Raw genomic sequence first — 19,552 nt, 5'->3', positions numbered from 1 at the left:
GGCATTCGGCGGCGTATCAGGGCCAGCTTCAATGAGCAGCACGCGAGCGCCATAGGCGGAGAGCCTGCTCGCCATCACGCATCCAGAGGAGCCACCACCCACGACGATATAATCGAAAACCACGCAACTCCCCATCAAGGTACCAAGTGTGATGGGCTTCTTCAGCAAAGCGCTCCTCCTACCGCCTGAGATATGGTCACTTACGGCGCGGCAGCTCCACATCATGCCGTCTGTAACGGAGCGATTTGATCGCCAAATCGGTCGAGGGCATGCCCGAAGCGAGACCGAGCGACCCATCTGAACTATCTCTGAACCGACAAGCTCTCAATTCCAGGGCACATGCATCTCCGGACACGCCGGTGCGTCGGTGTGAATGATTGCAAGTTCGTAGGGCGAGAGCAGCGCTCGCCTACGGTTTCTTGCATCACCGTCTTCCGAGAAACAATGATACTAACAAGAGATAACGACGACTTTTTCGATTTTTACAGCAGTCAAGACTGTCACTTCAAAATATCGCATAACTACGTTATTGTAGACCCGGTCTCTTACATAGCGAAGGCCTACTTTCGGTGCTTTCCGAAGCGAACGCGTGTTCGTTGGGCGAATGAATGAAGTGACCTTCTCGAGCGTTAGGTTCTCGAAAGCAAACTGGATCGCTGCCCTGCCGGCCTCTGCGGCGATCCCCTTACCGGAAGACGCAAGGTGGAGGCACGATACGGTTTCCACATTAGTGGGATCTTCGGGCAGATACGGGCCACTGTACATCAATCCACAGTAGCCTGCGAATTTTCCGACTTGGCCTTCGCCTTTTACGAACACCATCCATAAGCCGAAACCATTGCTCTGCCAATGATGGATGAACTGTTGTAGTTTAGCTTTCGATTGCTCTCGGGTCGGATAGACTCCATCCCACATGGCATTTACCACAAATGGATCGCTATGAAGCTCATGTAGAAGAAGCTCGTCGCTATGCGACGGTGGCCTTAGGATTAGGCGCGGCGTTTCTAGAATGTACATGAGAAGCTCCCTTCTAGCCATAAGTTAGAGCCGCACTTACCTCCAACGCGGCCATGATCTCCTAGCATGAGCGTCAAGGCCGCAGTGCTTGATTGAAGGCGTTCGACGAGGTTTATGCTTAAGGTAGCGAGGTCTACACAAATCAAGCTTTGGGCGCCTAACCGTGTCAGTGTTGACGGCACCTGGAAAGCCGGCCCGAAGGCGATAAAAAAATTAGGCGCCTCCTTTCAGAATGGAAGCAGGCGACGCGCTGGTGAGCGGGCGCCTGATACGCGCAACATGCTGCGGCGGCGTTTACGCAAGGGGTTGCTTACCCCAAGGGGGGGGTATGGTATTGGCCCAAAACCGGCTAACTACATTGTTCATTTAAAATACGCGCCTCCTTCAAGCTTAACCTGCACTGGTCACTTTGCGAATGCCCGCCAGTGGGTTCTTCAGCGTGCCGACGGTGTGCAGGTATTCTCCCGGATCACCGAAGTCCACCATTTGCTGGTTTTTTTGTATCTGCAGTCGATTCATACATCGTCGCAGAAATTCTGGAGCGAATAGGTCATGCTGCCTGTATTTTTCGTCATATTCCGGATGTTTCGTCTGGTAGCCAAGGATGGACTCGCTTACGAGCTGCCAGAAGTGTGTCGACGGAAAATCAAGATGTTCTTCGAGTGTTACAGCCAAGTAACGAAAGAAGCAGTCGAAAACGTCGGTGAAAATGAAGTCGTGCTTCATGTCGCGATTTACTTGAATGCAGATCCTCTTAATCTCCTCCGGCACGTTGAGATCTCCGCCTAGAATACGAAGCTCCTCGCCAATGTCTTTCATGATAACTCGCGTCGGAGCGTGATCTTTCATAACTAGAATTATATTTTCTCCATGTGCCATAAACGCTAGATCGTAAGCATAAAAGCAGTGGAGAAGCGGCGCCAGATAAGATTCAAAATAGCGGCGTAGCCAAGCGGCGGCGTCTAACCCCGAGGCATTGATGAGGGCTGTCACGAGTGCTTCACCATTGTAATCGACATGAAGCAGCGACGCCATTGTCATCAGACGTTCCCCTTCTTTCAACTGCCGAAGGGGGCTTTCCCTCCACAGCGCAGAAAGCATCTGCTTGTAAGGGGAGTCCTTCTTGAGGGCGGTGTTGAAACAACGATTGCGATAGCCAATCGTCGCGACCTCGCGAAGGATGCTGAAGCCGTTGGCGGCTAAATAGGAGTCACTGTCGAGCAAATTCTTCAACCATTCGTTGATGGCGGGCGTCGCCAGCATGTGTGTCGGTGACAAGCCGCGCATAAACCCCATGTTAAGTATCGACAGCGCCGTTTTCACGTACCGTTTATGCGGATCGCTTATATTGAAAAGTGTGCGGATCGATTGCTGGGCATGATATATGTCCTTCCCCTGGCCTAGGCAGACAATGTGCCGGTTGGCGATATCCGCCGCGAAGATAGTTGAGAGCCGATTGAACCATTGCCAAGGATGCGCTGGCATATAGATGTAATCGGTCGAGTTTAGTCCCTTTTGACGCAACGCTGCGTCGAACTGTTCCAGCGCCTGTCGACCGAGTTCCTCGTGCATGAGAAGGTCGTAGTCGAGCGTTGAAATGGACTTAAACGTTGCCATTTCTTTATGGACGGCCAGCCATATGAGTCTTATCGAACTGCCCACCTCCGGCGCATAGCGACTATAGTCGAGCGCGTCAAAGCCAATGCGACCGTTATTCGCGATAAAGGTCGGGTGGCCCTCCGTCATGCCAGCCTCAACGATCTGGTAATCGGCAAAAGCCAGTTCTGCGGCGGATATCTCTGTTTTGGCCTGCTTGTACGCGCTGCCATACAGCGTGCTGCTGATCTCCTGCAGGTAAACCGGCATCATCTCTTCCTTTATGCCAAGATGGCGGCTGAACTCAATAACAAAATCAAGCGCATCCAGGGGGGCCGGCCTGCCCTCAATCCTTTTCTCCAGAGAGCCGGCGTCCACTTGCCAGTGATCTAGCAGGAGGCGCCGAGCCTGGAACCAATACTCCAACCCAGGGGTCTCGCTTTCCAGCACATACTTCCCCCAGTCGCCTTCCATTCGCTGGAGTCGAGGAGCAATTAGCAACTCGTGTGCAAATTCGCTGATTGCTTTACGGATAAGGAGCCGGTTGGCCTTTGCCCATAAATGCGGTTTCAAATGCTGCGTTACGCGTTCGGCTAGGCTTATCTCATCGTCTCGGGCTGTCATATCACTCACGATCTCAACTCCTTCAGAACGTAACGGTGTAAGGTTCGCGAACGCGCCTTACACTCGTCTCGCCAAACTTCGACGTCGCACAAAATCCGTTCTATTTTTCATCAGAAAGGATAAGAAATACCGGACCTCTTATACAAGTTAATTTCTAATGTGTTGTGTACCGTTCGTCTTCGCTCGTGATAAACCAGCAATATTACCATCTTACTTATATAATATATTAGAATACCGGTTTCACCGGCCCTGGACGTCGTCCTTCATCTTGCAACGAGCAAGAAGTGTGTATTGATTTGCACATGCCGTACTGTCGTTCGATCACGTCAAGCGGTCGGTGTCCATTGTTTGAGCTCTCCGAGTGTCCATTTTTGCTGTCCGTCTCCATACAATCGCATACGTCTAAAGCGGAATTTCCTTTGCTTGATAAGCCCAGACTGGGTAGGGGGGACTGAGTGAATGCCTACTCCGCTGAAATGCTGTCCTGCACCGCGCCAATGCTGTCGCGTACGATCGACAGACCACGGCGCAGTTCAGCCTCGGTTATGGTAAGGGCTGTCATGAACTTGAGCACCTCACCATACGAGCCAGCGATCTCGATCACCAAGCCGCGACGAAAAGCTTCCCGGGAAATGAGCCCCGGCAATGAGTGGTGCTTTGGTGATACGAGTCCATACATCAAGCCGCGGCCTCGGACATTCAGAGCAAGGCTGGGGAAGTCGTCTGCGATCGACTTGAGTTCTTGAGCCAAGATGGCTGATTTGCGAGCAATCTCATCTTCAAACTTGGAGTCGGACCAGTAAGTCTCAAGGGCCGCACGAGCAGTGACGAAAGCATAGTTGTTGCCCCTGAACGTGCCGGTGTGCGCACCCGGCGTCCAGACATCAAGTTCAGGCTTCATGAGGACAAGGGCCATAGGCGTTCCAATTGCAGACAACGACTTTGACAGGGTAACGATGTCCGGCACGATCTCAGCCGCCTCGAAACTGAAGAATTTCCCTGTGCGACCGACACCAGCCTGAATATCATCGAGGATCATCAGGATCTCGTGCCGAGAGGTCAGATCACGCAGCCGTTGCAGCCATTCAACGGTAGCAGCATTGACACCGCCTTCGCCCTGCACTGCTTCTAGGATCACCGCAGCGGGTTTGCCGAGACCACTGCTAGGATCATCGAGAAGCTTCTCGAAATACTCGATCGTGTCTGAAGCGCCGAGATAGCCCTCGTACGGCAACGATGTCACGTGCGCGAGGGGAAAGCCGACAGCATCTCGGAACTTCGTGTTTCCGGTTGCCGCCAACGCCCCAGCGCTGACTCCGTGAAACGAGTTCGTAAACGAAACGATGTTTGACCTGCCGGTCACTTGGCGAGCTAGCTTCAGAGCCGCCTCGACCGCGTTCGTACCTGTGGGGCCAGTAAATTGCAATTTATAAGACAGACCGCGGGGCTTCAAAATAAACTGCTCAAAAGCTTCGATGAAGGCCTTCTTGGCGGTCGTAGCAAGGTCGAGCCCGTGCACAATTCCGTCGCGCGCAATGTAGTCCAACAACGCCCGCGTGAAGGCTGGGTTGTTGTGCCCGTAATTCAAGGCTCCCGCGCCTCCCAAGAAGTCGATGTATTCCCGACCGTCTGTAGCTATGAGGGCAGTGCCGACGCCTCGATCGAACAGAACTGGGAACGCACGGACGTAGCTCCGCACCTCAGACTCAAGACGATCAAAGATCGCGAGGCTTACATCGTTTGTAGGAGTAAACTGCTTCTTCATAGGGCGAGTCCTGAATTGTAGCCTGCAAAGGCATCAGCCCAAACTGTCTGGCGAAGGCCATTTCAATCGGTTCGAGGTTCGGCTTGTATGACGGCAGCATGAGCAGTCACACGCCTGGCCACGCCAACTCACGGCCCAAGCCAGTCGATCGCTGCGAGGTCCAACGTCACGTCCACCAGAGAACAAGATCAGGCCGCGCAAATCCGAAAAAGCAATTCAGCACTAGGCGACGCTTTCCGTCGCCTAATTGACCGGTAACCCCGTGAACGAAGCCGCCATCGATTAGGGCGATATCCCCGGTTTTGAGCTCGAACTCGCGGCAAGGGACGGCTTCCAGATAGGCTGCCGAATAGGGATATCCAGTGGTCTCCACACCTTGCGATATCCGGTCCGCAACCGTCGGCTTGTGGCTCCAGAGCTTCAGATTGCCGCCTTCCTCAGGCATGCTGGGATAGAGGTTGAGCGCTGCGACCGTATTGTGCGCCACCGCAGAAAGCTCGTAATCATCGCCAGCACGTAAGACTTGAGCGACGTCGTCGTGGGGATCCAAGGAAAATGTGCCTGTGCCCGACCAACTGAGGCCGCGACAAACATTGGCCTGGCCGTGTTCGGAACGGGCTAGCCGCAATTCGATTCCCTGGTTGTGAAGCTCTCGCTTCAACGCCCTGAATACTGCTCGAACCGGGTCAACCAAATTCTTAAAAAGGGCATCGACGTACGGCCGCGCGTTTTCGGCGTCTGCGAAATAGGTGGCTGCATCCTTCCTGTAGTGAGATGCGCCGACATATTGTCCGGGCACACCATCTTTACGCTCTCTGAGACCAGAGCTTCCAATAAAGTTCGTAGTGATCTCCTCGGCTACTTCGGTGCTGAAAGCTTGCTTGATGTGCAGAGCGGTGAGCTCACCTTTCAGGACCGAGATGATCTCCGCCGTGTTGATCGACCCGGTCCGTTCTTTGATCGAAACCGGCGAGATGGCTGGCACTTGAGATATCTGACTAGGCATTGTCTTGCTCCTGTAGTGCGTGTTCAAGGATGGTGATGCCACGATCGAGTTCGGCATCGGTGATGGTTATCGGTGGGAGGACTTTGATAACGTCGCGATTTGGCCCCGAGGATTCGATAAGAAGGCCATTTTCGAATGCGACATCGTGCACGCGGCCGACAACTGCCGGTGAACGGCATTTCAGGCCGGCCATCAGACCGCGGCCGCGCTTCTGTTCGATGTATCTTGGAAATTTCGCAACCAGGCGATCGAGGTGCGTTTGCAGCCTGACGGCTGTCCGCTCGACACCTGCAGTAAATTTCCTATCCGACCACATCTTGCACATGGCTCCTGCCGTCACGAAGGCGAAATTGTTGCCTCTGAAGGTCCCGCTATGTTCTCCGGGCTTCCATATGTCCAAGTCGGGTCGAATCAGAACGATGGACAACGGACTACCTGAACCGCTTAGGGACTTGGAAAGACACACAATATCCGGTTCGATTTTCGCGGACTCGAATGAGAAGAAATCGCCAGTTCGGCCCGCACCCGCCTGAATATCGTCGACGATAAAAACAATGCCGTGCGTACGGCAAATGCGCTGAATTTCCGTGAGCCAAGCTGCGGATGCGGCGTTCATGCCGCCTTCGGCCTGGATGGTCTCCAGAATGATTGCGGCAGGCTTTTCTATGCCGCTCCCCGGGTCGCTCAAAACGCTGTCGATGTAACTGGCGGAATCGAAAGCTTGGCTCGGATAGCCGTCATAGGGAACACGGATCACATCGTGGCGAGCGACGCCTCCCAGTTCCCTGGTTGAGGCCGAGCCCGACACCGCTAGAGAGCCGAGCGACATGCCGTGGAACGCATTCGTAAAGGCCATGACGCTCGAGCGGCCGGTGTATTTTCGCGCCAGCGCCAGCGCCGCTTCGTTGGCGTTCGTGCCGGTCGGCCCGGGAAACTGAATCTTGTACGAAAGGCCTCTGGGTTTCAGGATCCAATCGACGAACCCTTCAATGAAGTCACGCTTTGCCGCCGTATGCATATCAAGCGACAGAAGAATGTTCTCACCGACGAGATATTCAATCGCTGGCGCCATAATATCCGGATTGTTGTGCCCGTAGTTGAGTGCGCCGGAACCCACCAGGAAATCGATAAAGGGCTTACCCGTCTCGTCCCAGATCGTCGCCCCAAGGGCCTTCGTAAAGACGGTGGGGAACGCCCGGCAATAACGACGAACGTTAGATTCATGAGCCGTGAAAGCGTCGGTGTCCATATCAAGTCCTCTGCACATAGTCTTTCAAAGAAGAGAGCTGTTTAATGGCTAGTGGTTTGCGGCAGATGTTCGTCGCTTAACGTTGAAGCAGAATGCCGGAGGCAGCTTTGTTTGGTCTGGGTTTGGTCTGGTGATGCCGGCATCCTCATCAAATATTGTTGGGTTGCGTTGCCCTCCATTCGGATGCTTTCGAATGTGCTGCAACAGGATGGCTTCTAAAGCTTCCGCGAAAGCATCGCTACTATGGCATCAGGTAGTTGACGTACCCACCCTTCGCTGCCCATAGCGCTCCGGACAAATGAATGAGTCCAAGGAGATCAGCAGGGTCGCGTCGCCAGAGGTTGTGTCGCTCGGCGGTAGCGAAGCCGCTCGCGAGCGCGCTCCTCAATAGCGCCGTAGCGAGCGAGCGGCTTCGCGGCGGTCATCAATATTCGCCGTTCAACCTCGGGCTGCGGACACCAACCTGATTCAAGAAACTATTTGATGACCGATGACACAGCGAAAGCCACGCTCTCTTTGAGAAGAATGCGGATTCCGATCTCTTGCGCGATGACTGGCCCGAGCCGCCGGATCAAGAGGGCGGGGCCGCCGTGGACCCCCTTGACGGAAAGCCCGTTCGTAGGCCAGGCGGAAGCAACCGGGAGACGCGCTGGCGAAGGGCCGCATCGGTTTCGAGAACGTCCACTACCGCGACGGCAACCATCCCCGGCCGCAGCTGGGCTGCTGCCTTCAGGCGAGTCGAAAAGGAGATCGTCCGGGAGGGTGAAGGCGTTGACGAGGTGAGCCGTGAGTAAGCAATCAAGCTCTGATCGGGATCGACTAACACTGTTTCCATCCGACCGATGGTTGACCTGTGATCGGCGTTACCTCAAGCTAGGCAGGCCGACAAGCTCGGTTGGAAGGCGAAGACCTTTCGATGAGCTCGTCTCCGAAATGCTCGAGGCCCACTGCCGCGCCTACAGGAACATACTGGCGTAACGTGAAAACACGATGGCGTCGCGGGCAGGTGCATCTGTCGTGGGGCCATCCGCACTGCCAGGCACGCCCTCTCGGCCGGCATGCACTCAGGTCCGGTCGTTTGGGTCGGCGAATTCACACATCCTGCAAAGCAGAAAACCATCTGCTCCATTCATGCGGTCGACGATTTCGCGAAAAACTGGCTTTTCAAACAGAGCGGAGTAACCCTCATATAGAAGGTTGCCCAATACGTGACGCCGTTCAAAATCCATAGAGCACAGGGTAACGTCGCCGTTTGGAAGAAGAACATTCCGATACTGTCGTGCGTCCACGCAGGTTAGGGCTCCGACCACTGGCTGACGTGGTGCAACGATCTTAGGGTCGACGCTTCCACCCCTACTGCTCACCGGCCGCGCTTTTATCAGGGCTTCGGTAGGAATAATGTCGGCTATATCTGGGTGGGGCTCGCCCAAGGCCACGAATCGGATCAAGGGGATGTCCGCGTCGACGAGTTGACGAACCAGATCGCGATACTTGTCTCCGACCAGGCGGCTGTTCATGTAGGTGCCGTCATCGAAAACATGGACCACGAATACGCCCAAGCGCAAGGCTTGCAATCGCTGCAGGTCCTGCCCGTTCATTCCCACCAGCGTCGTAAAAATCCTGATGCCATGGCCTTTGGCGAAGGCGTGCTCCACCATTTCGGTACAGTCCGGATTGAGCCAAGGTTCGGAGTATCCCGCAAAACCAATGTCGACGGAAGTCGGTACGCGGGCCAGACACCGCTTGAAATCTTCAAGATCCAGATGACTCGCATGAGACACTTTTCTTTGCCGGACCGCGAACTTGTCCTGGGGACAATATGAACATCCTACGACGCATCCCGTGGTCGTCGTTATCTCCAAAACCCTGCCGGCTGTGTTTGCTGAGCGAAGTTCCGGTAAAATCACTGGTGATTACTCCCATCTACTTCCTGCGAAGCGCCACGATGGTGTGCGTGTGCCTTTGGCTTTCTGATACCGCCTGCTGATCTACCGAGGCAACGCAGACATCTACCCTTTTTGGCAGCCTAAGCCGCCCGGTTCACCGATTTGCCGGGCCGACCCTTCACAAACTTCCAGCGCGTCGGACCAGAGACAGCATTGCATCTTTCGAGGCATCACTCGCTCCGGAGATGTAGCCTCAACCGTTGGTCGCTGGCCCGTCGCCGAGATGCGCGCGCAGCACCCTCGAACCCGCCGGAGAGAAGCTTTCTGGATGCCGTCGATCATCCTTCATCGAGCGAGTTCCGTGTTCTCATGCGGGTCAGCCCTCACACTATATTGCCGCACATCGACCAGCAAAGGCCGAGCTAGTGCGCCTGGCGCGCAGTTACTGCGAGATAGGCTTCGAAAAGCCCGACAGGGCTAAGACGCTCCGCTGTATTGAACCCGAAATGTTTTCTGACAGCTGTCAGATTTTGGACACACATCACTCATCGTCAGTCGCTTAATACGGATGGTAATTTCTTCCAGGAATCGGTGACATTGAACACCACCCTGTCATGACCGCCCAATCTCAGCGAAGCGAACTCAGCATCGCCACCAGGACCAAGCCTGAAGATAAATCCGCCGTAGCAGCGTCAACGACATTTTGCTTTCGAAGCCGGATGGATTGCACGAGGTGATTCGCGCCGTGATGCAGGAGGTGCTCGAGGCCGAGATGGACGAGGCGCTGGGTGCTTCGAAGAGCGAGCGCACGCCGGAGCGTCTCGGCTATCACGCGCGCTACTACGGGCGGAGAACTAGCTGCGCACCTACGGCGGTTGGATAATCCCAAGGTTCAAAGCTTTTACAACAGCTACCGTTCTGCTGGTCGCATCCAACTTCCGCATTACATTTTTTAAATGGAAATCTATCGTATTTCGTGATCTGCCTAAAATAGTTCCTATTTCCCAAGATGATTTTCCTTGTGACACCAAATCAATGCACTCTATTTCTCTCGGAGACAGGTTATGAGCTCGTTCCGACGCAGTCGTAGTGTCGAACTTCGTAACCATCCGATGAAACCGCAGCGCGGCCATTTGCAGGTAGGTGATCGCTCTATTCTGCAATTCGCAGTCCGAGGATTGAGCAAAACTCACAAACCTAAAGCTGCCACCAGGGCCATGTAATGGGACGGTAACGCCTGACCTCAAGCCGAATGTTGCTGCTTCGTCCAAGACGCGGCGTCCATCTTCAGTTATGTTTTCATCAGTATACACCTCGCTCCATCGAAAGGGTCCCGCCTCCTTTCGACCTTTCTTGATGAGGGGGTCTATTTTGGCATAGCCCATTCTCGAGTAGCGCTCCTGCCATTCAGCAGGATAATTCCACATCACCACAGAACCCTCCCGGTTCGGCTTGAAAGCCCTCTCTGATGCGAGCGGCCCATAGGCAATCCACGGGCAATCGAAATTCAGCGCAAACGCAGACAACAGTTCGAACAACTGTTCGGATTGAGCGACATCATCAGTCATCTTGAGGAATAGGTCTAACTCCACCGCAATCCGCCGGAGTTCCATGATGTCTCCTTCATTGCGTTCTCATTGGTGCACAGTTTGCTCCAACCCAGCCTCGCAACATCCGAAGTCAACGGGACTCGAGCCGGAGTTCCTTCCGCCACCTGGAGTACCCTCAAGAGTCGTGCCAGCTTGCGAGCGAAGCTTCTCCTTCAGGTCGTCAATCGACGGGGGAGGTACCCAGGAGGCGAACCGACAGCACTGTGTCGGGGAGCGCACAATCCGACAGTCGAGCATTCGATTGACGGAATATGGGCAGGAAAGTATTCGCGGCGCGCTTTTGAAATCAGCACCTAAGTGCCGGGCCTGAGAAAGCTGCATTGCAACTGTACTTATTTGATCGAGGCAAGAACAAGCTCAAAATTCAATCGATACATCGACCTTCTTTTCCAATCTCCCGAGTTGAGCAGCCGTAGCAATCGTATCGACTGGATGGCGGCTGACTTTCTCCAGGCTCGGTAACCTGCTGAATTTGTCCTTCGGATGTTCCCGCTCAGTTGGCACGACTTTTGAACTCACCGTCGTGAGGCGGCAAGAGCTGCCCGCCAAAATTGATGCTGTTATGGGGGAGGTCGAAATTCCAGTTTTGTCTTTTATCGTCTTTGGGACCGAGCGTGTTGATGCGCCCGCTTGGAAACTATGAGACGTTTCCCCGTCCATGGGCGCGGCGCCACTTGTCGCGACGTTTTCGCCTTCACTGTTCGCCTCTGGAACAGGCAGCCGGCCCGGCTCGCGATCATCATGACCGCGATGCTCGCCTCCACGCTGGCTGACGTGTTGATGCCGCTCTATTCTGGCCGACTCATCGACGCTGTTTCTCGTGCTGCTAATGCGGCAGCACCAGCTTCGGATTCAGCTGTTGCAGCATTCTCTGTACCGATTGCATTGGCACTCGGTGGCATTGCCATGCGCCACGTCGCCTTCATTGGCCTGAGCGACCTGGTGTTGAAAATGATTTCCGACGTCGCGACCGAAGCGTTCCATCATGTGCAGCGCTTTTCGACAGACTGGCATGCAAACAGCTTCGCCGGCTCGACAGTGCGCAAGATAACGCGCGGCATGTGGGCGCTCGACCTCCTCAACAGCACGATACTCGTCACGCTGCTCCCGTCGTTTGTCATCTTGATCGGCTCGACGGTGCTGCTCGGCTGGCACTGGCCGGTCATGGGCGTGATCTTTGCTTGCGGCTCTCTCGTCTACCTTGCGTTTTCGATTTCGCTGTCGCTCGGCTATGTCGCGCCAGCGGCGAGCCTTGCCAACCGATGGGACACAAGGCTCAGCGGCGCGCTTGCGGACGCGGTCAGTTGCAACGCTGTGGTCAAGGGCTTCGGCGCAGAGGTTCGCGAAGACGAGCGGCTTGCAAATATCATGACGAAATGGCGGCACCGCGCGCGCCGGAGCTGGGTGCGCGGAACGATCATCGGCTCAACCCAAGGCGTAACTTTGGTTGCGCTCAGGGTGGCGGTGGTCGGATATGCCCTGCTTCTGTGGTCGCATGGACAGGCAACGCCGGGCGAGATAGCATATGTTCTCACGTCCTTCATCGTCCTGCAGGGCTATCTGCGTGATGCCGGCATGCATGTCCGCAACGTGCAGCACTCGGTTAATGATATGGAAGAACTGGTGGCCATCCACAATCAGCAGGTGGATGTTGCCGATCGTCCAGAGGCCAAGCCGATCCGGATCACGAACGGCCGTATCGATTTCGAGAACGTCCACTTCCGCTACGCCAACCATCCCCTGCCGCTCTATAGCGAATGTTCGCTGTCGATTGAAGCTGGCGAAAGGGTTGGGTTGGTTGGACCCTCCGGTTCCGGCAAGACAACATTCGTGAAGCTGATCCAGAGACTCTACGACCTGAGCGGCGGCCGGATCCTGATAGACGGTCAGGACGTCTCGGAGGTGACCCAAGAGTCCCTTCGTTCGCAGATCGCGATCGTGCAGCAGGAGCCGATCCTGTTTCACAGGTCGCTTGCCGAGAACATCGCCTATGGCCGGCCTGGCGCGAGCCAGGCCGAGATCGAGCAAGCGGCACGACTGGCAAGTGCCCACGAATTCATCGCGCCCCTGCCGAAGGGCTATGGGACATTGGTCGGCGAAAGGGGTTTGAAGCTCTCCGGCGGCGAGCGCCAGCGCGTGGCGATCGCGCGCGCCTTCCTCGCGAACGCGCCGATCCTTATTCTGGACGAGGCCACATCGAGCCTCGATTCGGAATCCGAGGTGCTCATTCAACAAGCGGTGGATCGGTTGATGGTGGGCCGAACCACACTCGTCATCGCACACCGGCTGTCGACGGTCCGCTCGCTCGATCGGCTGCTCGTCTTCGACCGTGGCCGCATCATGGAGGACGGCGATCATGCCGCCCTGATCAATCTCGATGGTGGCATTTACCGCCGCCTCTTCGAACGGCAGGCGTTGGAACTCGCGAAGGGCCTGGCCTGATCGCTAAACCGGCTTGCGCGATGCGCCGAGCCGTTGCCGGAGAGGGGTGTGGCAGTGACGAGCGGCGGGCGTTAGGCGGCAAAACCAGCACGGCCGGAACTGTCCGCCAAACGGGCGAGCGGGAATGCACCACGTCTAAGCTTCGGCGAATGCGCGCAGTTACACGCGGGCACCGAATTGTCGCGCCTAACGGCGCACGCACCAAAAGGGCGGGAATGTCGACGGCCCGGGAAGAGTGCGGCCCTCGCCGTTACCCACATTTCGCCAAAGGAAGCGAAGTCAACGCACATTGAGAGGGCGGTGCTTCCCGGCCGGCCGGGATCCCTGTCGCTGGCCCAACCTACCGCACGCTGGCCACGTCAACGGTTCAAAGTCCCTTCGGTTCGCAAAGTCGTCCCCTTGGAGACCCGGAAGCGCAGGAGCTCCGACCGCAGTCTTCGCTCAACTCTGGCCATCTGCTCCGGGATTGGATTCCGTTCCCTTGCTAGCACAGTGGCAGCTGAGCACGAACTCGCCGGCCCCGTGTCTTTCGATTACGGCCAACGGGCTTAGGAAGAGATTGGATTCGCCGGCCCTCTGCGGAGCGAATGAACAGTTCTACAGATCATCGACGTCCGCGAAAAAGAGCACGCAGCCGAAATAGCAGGCCTGAAGCAGCAGCGAACAGGCCAGCGTCGTGACGACTGCCACACGGATCGAATCCAAAGCGAAGTAAACCATCGACGCATTGCTGCACAGGACCAGCCCCACGAGCCGACAAAAAGATGAAGTGCAACGCCGTTCTCCTGGTTTTCGCCAGATCATGTTGCGAGCTCGTCGGCCGCAACATGCGTCTGGCAGTTCTTGGGGCAGACGCGGCCGCAGGCTCCGCAGCCTATGCAGCGGCCGGCATCATCGACAACCATGATCATGCGATTGAGCTTGCCGTCGAAATCGTCGTCCTCGTCATCGCAGGGGCCGAGGATTTCACCCGCATCATCAACGCCGTGAAGATGCATGACATCGCGCGAGCAGACCTTGAAACAACGGCAGCAGCCGATGCAGGTCTTGCTATCGATGGAGGTCAGGTACGACGGCATCCAAATGGAGCCGTCACGGGTGGTGAATGTGCGCATCATCCTAAATTCTTCATTGAAGCGAGTTCTCTCTTGGCAACATCCAACTCGGCATAAACGGCTTGGGTTTTCTCGGCGACTTCCTGTATGTCGGCCCACTTGCCCGGCAGACCCTCGACAAGGTCCTGCAATGCCATCTTGGCAATAGCTGCACGCAACTGGAGCTTTCGGACTTTCTTCCTCATCTTATCTAGGTCTGACATAGATCCTTCCTGGAACAATGGTTTTGTTGATGCGCTCCATCTCGGGCTAGGCTTCAATGGCTGCAGTCGCATCGTCGACCAGTTTCGTACCGGCCTCAGCAAGTTTGCGGAAAGTCTCGAAGCCGAACCGGTGGACGTCTCGACAGAACGCCCAACCGCTGGAAGCCCGCAGGGGCTTCATTTCTATTATTGGCGACGTCGACACGCCGGAGCGCTCCTCGATCGCAAGCGCTACGGCGGTGTAAACATGTCGAGCCTCCACAGCGCGTCAGGATCGGGATCGCCGCCAAAGGGTACCGCACGTTGCTGTTGCTTGGTGATGATGAACTCGGCCAGCAGCTCGGCATCCGAATGGCCTTCCCATAAGCCGAAGGAATCCTGAGTACGAATGAGCCGCAGGAGGCATTTGACGAACGGGGAAGCAAGGGCCTCGTCGTCATTGTTGACAGCAGGGCCAACCGGAGGAATTTCGTTGTTCGTCATTTCAGTCTTCGTCTTCGAGGTACGATTTCCTTTTCCTGCGATGCCCACTCCGGGTCCGCTTGCGTGGCCGACGAATGGCTTGGGCGGGCCAACCCCAAGAGTGCCCCGTGGCCGACCTCGACATGTCCACGAGTGCGAGACCTGCGGCGCGAATTCGCGGCGCACATCGTCTGCGCCGCGATCCGACCGGTGGTCAACGCAATTGAAATCCAACCTTCCGCAAGCCGCCGCCCTGCTGCATCGACATACTTGCTGCGAAGAGAGCTTCGATGGGCGGATTGGCCAGTGTTCAATTCCAATTGTCAGTCCCTTCGCGATTCTTGCTCAGGAAGTGACTTCGTTTTGAGTTTCGGGTGCCTTCTTTTGCGGAGCCACACAAAGATCCGCGTGACAGGCAGGCTCACCCGTGTAGTTGGCCAGTGCTTCGAGCAATGGGGTAAGATAGTACTGTTTGGTGTGGTCCGGAATTGGCCCCAGCCGGTCCACCGATTTCAGTGCCACCTCGATCAACTCGATTGCGCGATCTTTGTTGCCGCTCTCGTAATAATACTGAGCTACCGGGAGGTACCGGAGGTATTTAAACGGGCCATCGCCGTTCGGGGGATTGAGTGCCAGTATCTGTTCCGAGAGCTCGTTGCCCATCGCAAAGCGCTCCGCGCGCGGAAGATGGGAATTGTCCATCGTGGGATCGAAGAGTTGGTTGAGGGCCAAGGCCATCCACGACACCGCGTCGGACGTTTTGTCGATCGCGTCCTCGACCAATTCTCGCATGACCGGCATGCCGGTCTTGATGTCGCGCAGCTTGTGAAGCAGAAGATCCGCATGAATCTGCCGGAACTCACAAGAGTCTGGCATCAAGGCGAGGCCTTCTTCGATGGCCAAGAGCGCCGCCGTCCAATCCTCGGCCTGCATCGCCGGCTCAAGTTTGGCGTATATCGGCCCGGTAAGCGACATTTCGCGCGCTGCAAGTTGGTTATGCGCGATGCGCTTTGCATCGGCGGCTTTCGCTTCATAGCTGCTGCGCCAGCTGCCGTTAAGGACTTTCGGCAAAACGTCATCGAGTTCCGCCGGGTGGCCGATAAAAGCGATGTGGCCGTCGCGGTCGACCACGAACGAGGTGGGAATCCCAATCGAAGAGCTGGGATCCATCCAGAGCTTGTTCATTTCGCCAATGTAATCGAACCCGATACGATAATTCAGATTCGGGAACTCCTCGGTCAGCCAGGCATCCACGTTGGTCCGCGCCTCGTCTGCGGTAGGACCCTGTTCGCAGGCGGCAACTCCGACCGCCTCAAATCCGCTGCCTTCATATTTCTCCTGCAGTTCGATCAAATGGGGCATGGCGTCGACACATGGTCCGCACCAAGTCGCCCAAAACTCAACGAGGTAGACCTTGCCGGGCCGAAAGTTCGTGAGGGGCTCGCCACGCAGCCAGTTCTCCACTTTGATCGCAGGAGCCGGGGACCCCATACGCAGTTCCATCTTGGTGTCCAAAGTCATTCCACACCTTTCGTCTCTTTTGTCGCGGAATATTTTCCAGTCAAAATCGGACACGGTCTCGAGGGCATCGCTCCCTCTGGCTTGCTTCAGCGAAGCTCTCACCGTGTTGCCGCACATCAAGCTGCAACGGAGGTGCCAATTCCCTCAGCTCCGGTAAGCGGCGGGAAATGCTTTGAAATTCTCCACGAGGCCAAATGCGGCCGATTGTCGTGAACCCGACATGTCTTCTGCCGCTGTCGGGTTTCGCCCTATCACTCTTGAGAGCTTGGACGGCTCGCCTGTGATTAGACTGGCCTCGGCCCTCGAGCAGTGGCAGTTTGGCGCCAGTTCGAAAGCGCGAACTCGCCGGCTTGGTCCTCGTGCCGCCACCGCCGCGTGTGGATTCTTGCCCCGGAGTCAAAATTCGCCTCGCGGTTGCCAACGGCGGCATGCGCTCAATGCGCGTGGCGTTGAGCACCGACAGCACGTAATGGTACCAATTAGTGGATGCCCGTCGCTGCCTCCACTTCTCCAGCCAAGCGCTCGAACGACGCTACCTACCCACGTTCGAGCGCGACCGCGGAATCGCAGACTGCCGAACGTCAGCCGTTGCGAAAGGTGTAGCCGTACCCGTTGATCGCCGGTGCGCCGCCTAGATGTGCGTAGAGGACCCTCGATCCCTGTGGAAAGAAGCCCCTCTGGACGAGGTCGATCATCCCTTGCATCGATTTGCCCTCGTAAACGGGGTCCGTAATCATGCCCTCGAGCCGCGCGCACAAACGGATTGCCTCTTTGGTTTCCTCCGATGGAACGCCATAACCCGGGTACGCGTAGTCCATGAACAACACCACGTCTGCCTCGACAATTTCCGCTCCGAGGTGGACGAGCTTCGCTGTATTTTGGGCGATGCCAAGCACCTGCGCCTTGGTCTTGGCGGGCATGGCGGAGGCATCGATACCGATCACGTTGCGCTGTCGACCATCCTTGGCGAACCCGACGAGCATGCCGCCGTGGGTTGAACCAGTCACCGTACAGACGACGATATAGTCGAAGGCAAACCCAAGCTGCTCTTCCTGGGCACGCACCTCCTCAGCGAACCCCACATAGCCCAGGCCGCCGTATTTGTGGACAGAGGCGCCGGCAGGTATCGCATATGGCCTGCCGCCCCTTGCCTTGACTTCATAAAGTGCCTTTTCCCAGCTGCGGCGGATGCCGATGTCAAAGCCCTCGTCAACCAGGCGCACCTCTGCCCCCATGATGCGGCTCAAGAGGATATTGCCGACCCGGTCGTAGACAGCATCATCATGTGGGACCCAGCTCTCCTGGACCAGGAGGCATTTCATGCCGATCTTGGCGGCGACCGCAGCGACCATGCGCGTATGGTTGGACTGCACGCCACCGATTGTGACGAGCGTATCGGCATCTGACGCGATCGCGTCGGGCACAATGTATTCGAGCTTGCGCAGCTTGTTTCCGCCGAACGCGAGACCGGAGTTGCAGTCCTCGCGTTTGACGTAGATTTCCACCTTGTCGCCCAGATGCTTGCCGAGGCGGTCGAGCCTCTCGATCGGCGTGGGTCCAAAGGTGAGCGGATAACGTTCGAATTTTTCCAGCATGCTATCTCCAGCAAAAAAGTACCTGAACCTGCTACGCACCGGTCAGCCCAGGGGTATGGTCGCGTGTTAGCCGAACACAGATTCCCTATACGATCAGCTCAGTCATCAGAGGGTGACCAAAATTGGTGTGGGTCTGAGCACTGATCCTGTCATCCGCGCATCAAAGCAGCAGCACATGCTGGGCATTCGACCAAGCCGGGACACAGCTGAAAATTGCATTCCGCAGTTGATCAGAGTCAGACGACTGGTACCCGAGCTTTCCTGTAACCATCGGCATGCTGGCCCCTGTGGCGAGTTCCACGAGCGCGGCTAGAGGACTGCCAGATCAGAAAGAGCACGCGGCCGAAGTAGCCGGCCTGAAGCAGCAGCGAACAGGCCAGCGTCGTGACGACTGCCACACGGAGCGAATCCAAAGCGAAGTAAACCATCGACGCATTGCTGCACAGGACCAGCCCCACGAGCCGACAAAAAGATGAAGTGCACGCCGCTCCCCTGGTTTTCGCCAGATCATGTTGCGAGCTCGTCGGCCGGAACATGCGTCTGGCAGTTCTTGGGGCAGACGCGGCCGCAGGCTCCGCAGCCTATGCAGCGGCCGGCATCATCGACAACCATGATCATGCGATTGAGCTTGCCGTCGAAATCGTCGTCCTCGTCATCGCAGGGGCGAGGATTTCACCCGCATCATCAACGCCGTGAAGATGCATGACATCGCGCGAGCAGACCTTGAAACAACGGCAGCAGCCGATGCAGATTTGCTATCGATGGAGGTCAGGTACGGCGGCATCCAAATGGAGCCGTCACGGGTGGTGAATGTGCGCATCATCCTAAATTCTTCATTGAAGCGAGTTCTCTCTTGGCAACATCCAACTCGGCATAAACGGCTTGGGTTTTCTCGGCGACTTCCTGTATGTCGGCCCACTTGCCCGGCAGACCCTCGACGAGGTCCTGCAATGCCATCTTGGCAATAGCTGCACGCAACTGGAGCTTTCAGACTTTTTTCCTCATCCTATCTAGGTCTGACATAGATCCTTCCTGGAACAATGGTTTCTTGATGCGCTCCATCTCGGGCTAGGCTTCAATGGCTGCAGTCGCATCGTCGACCAGTTTCGTACCGGCCTCAGCAAGTTTGCGGAAAGTCTCGAAGCCGAACCGGTGGACGTCTCGACAGAACGCCCAACCGCCGGAAGCCCCCACGGGTTTCATTTCTATTGTCGGCGACGTCGACACGCCGGAGCGCTCCTCGATCGCAAGCGCTACGGCGGTGTAAAACATGTCGAGCCTCCACAGCGCGTCAGGATCGGGATCGCCGCCAAAGGGTACCGCACGTTGCTGTTGCTTGGTGATGATGAACTCGGCCAGCAGCTCGGCATCCGAATGGCCTTCCCATAAGCCGAAGGAATCCTGAGTACGAATGAGCCGCAGGAGGCATTTGACGAACGGGGAAGCAAGGGCCTCGTCGTC

At 56.4% G+C, this 19,552-nt stretch carries 18 protein-coding genes and 3 pseudogenes; 2 read left to right on the top strand and 19 right to left on the bottom strand.

Annotated elements, in window-relative coordinates:
- From CK227_RS35745 to CK227_RS35715, 7 genes are all read right to left on the bottom strand, one after another.
- On the bottom strand, positions 1-135 hold a 135-nt coding region (locus CK227_RS35745; RefSeq protein ID WP_141245433.1), incomplete at its 3' end, for an NAD(P)-binding protein.
- Between the two features lie 315 nt (positions 136-450).
- Positions 451-1,017, bottom strand: a complete 567-nt coding sequence (locus tag CK227_RS35740) for a GNAT family N-acetyltransferase (RefSeq protein ID WP_158515808.1) — start codon at positions 1,015-1,017, stop codon at positions 451-453.
- A gap of 390 nt (positions 1,018-1,407) precedes the next feature.
- A complete protein-coding gene (locus CK227_RS35735) occupies positions 1,408-3,237 on the bottom strand; it encodes an IucA/IucC family siderophore biosynthesis protein (protein ID WP_063169359.1) in 1,830 nt (609 codons plus the stop codon).
- A 463-nt stretch (positions 3,238-3,700) separates the two neighbouring features.
- A complete protein-coding gene (ectB, locus tag CK227_RS35730; RefSeq protein WP_063169360.1) occupies positions 3,701-5,002 on the bottom strand; it encodes a diaminobutyrate--2-oxoglutarate transaminase in 1,302 nt (433 codons plus the stop codon).
- Between the two features lie 166 nt (positions 5,003-5,168).
- Positions 5,169-6,008 (bottom strand): hypothetical protein, encoded by an 840-nt coding sequence (locus CK227_RS35725; RefSeq protein WP_063169361.1) that lies wholly within the window; start codon positions 6,006-6,008, stop codon positions 5,169-5,171.
- Entirely contained in the window at positions 6,001-7,257 is a 1,257-nt protein-coding gene (gene ectB, locus CK227_RS35720; RefSeq protein ID WP_063169362.1) for a diaminobutyrate--2-oxoglutarate transaminase, read from the bottom strand. Before ectB (CK227_RS35720) ends, CK227_RS35725 begins: the two co-directional genes overlap by 8 nt.
- Positions 7,258-8,321: 1,064 nt before the next feature.
- Positions 8,322-9,038, bottom strand: coding sequence for an SPASM domain-containing protein (locus CK227_RS35715; RefSeq protein ID WP_224571099.1), 717 nt, complete (start codon positions 9,036-9,038; stop codon positions 8,322-8,324).
- 719 nt (positions 9,039-9,757) lie between these two features.
- Here CK227_RS35715 and CK227_RS35710 point away from each other — a divergent pair.
- Positions 9,758-9,993: pseudogene (locus CK227_RS35710) on the top strand (transposase); the annotation flags it as partial.
- A 16-nt stretch (positions 9,994-10,009) separates the two neighbouring features.
- Here the strand turns inward: CK227_RS35710 and CK227_RS35705 are convergent.
- Positions 10,010-10,756: a LuxR family transcriptional regulator gene (locus CK227_RS35705; protein WP_063169365.1), complete on the bottom strand. Its 747-nt coding sequence runs from the start codon at positions 10,754-10,756 to the stop codon at positions 10,010-10,012.
- Between the two features lie 354 nt (positions 10,757-11,110).
- A complete protein-coding gene (locus tag CK227_RS37010) occupies positions 11,111-11,413 on the bottom strand; it encodes a hypothetical protein (protein WP_127262113.1) in 303 nt (100 codons plus the stop codon).
- Between CK227_RS37010 and CK227_RS35700 the strand changes: the two genes are divergently transcribed.
- Entirely contained in the window at positions 11,393-13,195 is a 1,803-nt protein-coding gene (locus CK227_RS35700; protein WP_063169366.1) for an ABC transporter ATP-binding protein, read from the top strand. The two genes, CK227_RS37010 and CK227_RS35700, sit on opposite strands and share 21 nt — an antisense overlap.
- 597 nt (positions 13,196-13,792) lie before the next feature.
- Here the strand turns inward: CK227_RS35700 and CK227_RS35695 are convergent.
- From CK227_RS35695 to CK227_RS35650, 10 genes and pseudogenes are all read right to left on the bottom strand, one after another.
- Complete coding sequence (locus tag CK227_RS35695; protein ID WP_082826584.1) at positions 13,793-13,999, bottom strand: exopolysaccharide production repressor protein; 207 nt, start codon at positions 13,997-13,999, stop codon at positions 13,793-13,795.
- Positions 13,996-14,313: a ferredoxin III, nif-specific gene (fdxB, locus tag CK227_RS35690; RefSeq protein ID WP_174800308.1), complete on the bottom strand. Its 318-nt coding sequence runs from the start codon at positions 14,311-14,313 to the stop codon at positions 13,996-13,998. The genes CK227_RS35695 and fdxB (CK227_RS35690) overlap by 4 nt, the downstream gene beginning before the upstream one ends.
- The gene (locus CK227_RS35685) at positions 14,310-14,513 is read right to left on the bottom strand and encodes a CCE_0567 family metalloprotein (RefSeq protein ID WP_063169367.1); all 204 of its coding nucleotides are present in this window, start codon (positions 14,511-14,513) and stop codon (positions 14,310-14,312) included. Before CK227_RS35685 ends, fdxB (CK227_RS35690) begins: the two co-directional genes overlap by 4 nt.
- Positions 14,514-14,559: 46 nt before the next feature.
- A pseudogene (locus CK227_RS35680) lies at positions 14,560-14,996 on the bottom strand (DUF269 domain-containing protein).
- A 324-nt stretch (positions 14,997-15,320) separates the two neighbouring features.
- The gene (locus CK227_RS35675; RefSeq protein WP_063170386.1) at positions 15,321-16,478 is read right to left on the bottom strand and encodes a TlpA disulfide reductase family protein; all 1,158 of its coding nucleotides are present in this window, start codon (positions 16,476-16,478) and stop codon (positions 15,321-15,323) included.
- 599 nt (positions 16,479-17,077) lie between these two features.
- Positions 17,078-18,091, bottom strand: coding sequence for a 1-aminocyclopropane-1-carboxylate deaminase (locus CK227_RS35670; RefSeq protein ID WP_024505903.1), 1,014 nt, complete (start codon positions 18,089-18,091; stop codon positions 17,078-17,080).
- A gap of 236 nt (positions 18,092-18,327) precedes the next feature.
- Entirely contained in the window at positions 18,328-18,519 is a 192-nt protein-coding gene (locus CK227_RS37705) for an exopolysaccharide production repressor protein (RefSeq protein WP_127230899.1), read from the bottom strand.
- Positions 18,520-18,598: 79 nt separating this feature from the next.
- Positions 18,599-18,914: pseudogene (gene fdxB / locus CK227_RS35660) on the bottom strand (ferredoxin III, nif-specific).
- On the bottom strand, positions 18,911-19,069 hold the full coding sequence (locus CK227_RS35655; protein WP_224571204.1) for a CCE_0567 family metalloprotein: 159 nt from the start codon (positions 19,067-19,069) through the stop codon (positions 18,911-18,913). Before CK227_RS35655 ends, fdxB (CK227_RS35660) begins: the two are co-directional and overlap by 4 nt.
- 90 nt (positions 19,070-19,159) lie before the next feature.
- The coding region (locus CK227_RS35650) for a DUF269 domain-containing protein (RefSeq protein ID WP_127259213.1) at positions 19,160-19,552 on the bottom strand (393 nt) is incomplete at its 5' end.

The sequence above is a fragment of the Mesorhizobium sp. WSM4308 genome (assembly GCF_002294905.1).
Lineage (GTDB): Bacteria > Pseudomonadota > Alphaproteobacteria > Rhizobiales > Rhizobiaceae > Mesorhizobium.
Note: the sequence above shows the minus strand (reverse complement) of the source record. Positions and strands in the feature narration are given on the sequence as shown.

Excerpts from the sequence above, each read along its gene's own strand:
- CK227_RS35740 (WP_158515808.1), bottom strand. The coding sequence starts at position 1,017 with ATGTACATTCTAGAAACGCCGCGCCTAATCCTAAGGCCACCGTCGCAT.
- CK227_RS35735 (WP_063169359.1), bottom strand. The coding sequence starts at position 3,237 with ATGACAGCCCGAGACGATGAGATAAGCCTAGCCGAACGCGTAACGCAG.
- ectB (WP_063169360.1), bottom strand. The coding sequence starts at position 5,002 with ATGAAGAAGCAGTTTACTCCTACAAACGATGTAAGCCTCGCGATCTTT.
- CK227_RS35725 (WP_063169361.1), bottom strand. The coding sequence starts at position 6,008 with ATGCCTAGTCAGATATCTCAAGTGCCAGCCATCTCGCCGGTTTCGATC.
- ectB (WP_063169362.1), bottom strand. The coding sequence starts at position 7,257 with ATGGACACCGACGCTTTCACGGCTCATGAATCTAACGTTCGTCGTTAT.
- CK227_RS35705 (WP_063169365.1), bottom strand. The coding sequence starts at position 10,756 with ATGGAACTCCGGCGGATTGCGGTGGAGTTAGACCTATTCCTCAAGATG.
- CK227_RS35700 (WP_063169366.1), top strand. The coding sequence starts at position 11,393 with ATGAGACGTTTCCCCGTCCATGGGCGCGGCGCCACTTGTCGCGACGTT.
- CK227_RS37010 (WP_127262113.1), bottom strand. The coding sequence starts at position 11,413 with ATGGACGGGGAAACGTCTCATAGTTTCCAAGCGGGCGCATCAACACGC.
- CK227_RS35695 (WP_082826584.1), bottom strand. The coding sequence starts at position 13,999 with ATGATCTGGCGAAAACCAGGAGAACGGCGTTGCACTTCATCTTTTTGT.
- fdxB (WP_174800308.1), bottom strand. The coding sequence starts at position 14,313 with ATGATGCGCACATTCACCACCCGTGACGGCTCCATTTGGATGCCGTCG.
- CK227_RS35685 (WP_063169367.1), bottom strand. The coding sequence starts at position 14,513 with ATGTCAGACCTAGATAAGATGAGGAAGAAAGTCCGAAAGCTCCAGTTG.
- CK227_RS35675 (WP_063170386.1), bottom strand. The coding sequence starts at position 16,478 with ATGGAACTGCGTATGGGGTCCCCGGCTCCTGCGATCAAAGTGGAGAAC.
- CK227_RS35670 (WP_024505903.1), bottom strand. The coding sequence starts at position 18,091 with ATGCTGGAAAAATTCGAACGTTATCCGCTCACCTTTGGACCCACGCCG.
- CK227_RS37705 (WP_127230899.1), bottom strand. The coding sequence starts at position 18,519 with ATGGTTTACTTCGCTTTGGATTCGCTCCGTGTGGCAGTCGTCACGACG.